The sequence below is a fragment of the Dyadobacter jejuensis genome (assembly GCF_003149085.1).
In the GTDB taxonomy this organism is placed as follows: Bacteria; Bacteroidota; Bacteroidia; order Cytophagales; family Spirosomataceae; genus Dyadobacter; species Dyadobacter jejuensis.
Map to the genome: position 1 here is coordinate 1 of NZ_QGDT01000047.1, position 2,375 is coordinate 2,375.

1 pseudogene is annotated in these 2,375 nt (G+C 49.9%); it reads left to right on the forward strand.

Annotated features, from left to right (window positions below):
• A pseudogene (locus CLV98_RS23560) lies at positions 1–2,217 on the forward strand (hypothetical protein); the annotation flags it as partial.
• Positions 2,218–2,375: the final 158 nt, after the last annotated feature.

The window sequence follows — 2,375 nt, forward strand, 5'->3', positions numbered from 1 at the left end:
AACGACAAGTACTTATCTGACAAAAAGGGACAAGAGGGTAAGACGGCCGCTGAAATAGCCGCAGCCAATAAGGCTACAAAGGAAAAGGAGCTCGCTGACAAAGCTGCTGCAGAAAAGAAAGACCGTGAAGCGATGCTGGCCGCCGAAAAGGCCGCTAAAGCCAGGGAGCTTGCGAGCAAACAGCAGGAAAACGAGCGTCATAGAAAAGCTGAAGAGGCCAAGAATAAGGCCGCCGCTGAGAAGGCCGCAGCCGATCAGATCAAAGCCAACAGTGATGCGCTAAAAACCATCCAGAAAATGGAGGAAGATGCAAGCGTAAAATCCATTGCCGATGATCTGGCTCGGGAACTGGTAAGCCTTCAGCTTAAAAACAAAAGGGAGCTGGAAAGGATCGCTGAGTCTAAAGCCAATTTGACCATCAAAGCCCAGTGGGAAAAGGCCCTAAATGAGCAGTTGGTTAGGGATATGGACAAGGTGAGCTCCGATTTTCAGAAAAAGCAGCTAGAGGACGAAAGGAAGCGACTGGCCGAAGTGAAAAAGCTGGAAGATGATCAGCGCACCGATCGTCAGAGCAAAGAGTTTGCTACTCAGAAAACCATCCTAGATACCCAGCTTTCTAATGAGCGATTGAGTATTACCCAACGCCAAGCACTCAAGCTTCAGCTTATTGACTTGGAACGTCGCCAGGAACTGGCTAGGATCGAGGAAGTGGCTGCCAAAGAAAGGGCCAAAGCCAATGAAACCAGTCAGCAGCTCCTGAAGCTGGCCGGTGATGATGCGGCAAAAAAGAAGCAGATCGAAACGGAAACGGCCGCTACCCTTCGTTCCATCGACCAGCAGCGCATTGCCCAGACGGATGCGGCCAATACCAAGCATCAAAACGATCTGAAGACCGTAGAAGCCGCCACGCTTGCAGCAAGAAAGGAAAACCAACAAGGATTCTTCAATGCGATCAAAGCCCTAATGAACGGGGATTTTGATGGCTTTATGGATATCCTTAATAAGAAGCTCGGCAATGAAAAGGCCATGAATAATGAGCGCCTTCAGAACTGGAGTCAGAAGGGCCAGGAGATTGTCGAAGGTGTAAAAATGGGTATGGAGCTGATCAATAAAATCGGTGAAGCCAAAACCCAGAAAGAACTTGCCAACATCACCAAGGAGAAAAATGCTCAGTTGAAGTCATGGGAGGATAAGTATGAAAAGGGCTTGGTCAGCAAAGATGAATATGAGGAAGCCATCGATAAAATCAATAAGGATGCACTGCGAAAGGAGCATGAAGCCAAGGTAGCAGCCTGGAAGCGCGAGCAGCGTATGCAAATCGGTATGGCCCTAATGAATGCCGCCATGGCCGCATTAAAGTCTTTGGCCATGATGGGTTTCCCTCTGGGCCTTATTGGGGTGGTGGCCAGCGCGGCTCTGGCTGCAGTACAAATCGGTATCATTAAATCGCAACAACCCCCAACGATGGCCAAGGGTGGATATATCCGTAATGCTGGTGTACCCCAAGGCCCAAGGCATGGAGCCTCATATGGCGATTCGGGTATTAGCTTGGTGAACCGGGAAACGGGCCAAGAAGTGGGTGAAATGGAAGGAGAAGAGCCTATTATGATTCTTAGCCGTAATACTTACAAGAACAACCGACATACCATTGATGCGCTGCTGGATTCTAGTTTGCATAAAAATGGCGCTCCGATACATGCGGCCAAAGGGACCGTGTTTGGCAATGATGGAGGTGATTACCGTGAGCTATTGGAACCGCTGAAATATGGTCAGAGCTATTTGTTTGGCTCCAAGAAAAGAAAGATGGAGGCCGACGCAGCCAACCAGGCAGCCCAGGCAGAAGCGGAGGCCGCTGAAATGCAGGCCCAGCTCGATGCCGAACTGGCGGCCGCCAATGCAGGCTTAGGTGATACAGGAGGCTATGATGCCAATATGGATCCCTATGGAAGTGTTGAAGCTGGGGACCCATCGGGAACCACGGCTGCCACCAGTGCCGAGATTGGCAGAAGTCAGCAAATGATGGATACCATAGGAAAGAACACTGGGGAGACGACTGCCGCTGTAAGAGAGTTAAAGTCGTCTGTGGATAATCTAGCAGGTAAACTGGATGCCGTAATAGGTGCCACCAACAGGGCTGCAGACGGTTCTTGGGCTGCTGCCGGTGCAAGTAATAGGGCCGCCGATGCAGCTGCTATGGCTGCTAGAAATAACGTTTAATAAATCATGAGAAATAGAATTGATATTTTAGTTGATGGCCGTCCTTTGGATCTTTTCCCAGGGACGAGCTTCACTCTGGAGCGCTTCAATCCAGTGTTTGATTTTGGTACTGTCCAGGGCTCAAAGGTATACCGATTTACGGTGCCCTTTTCGCCAGT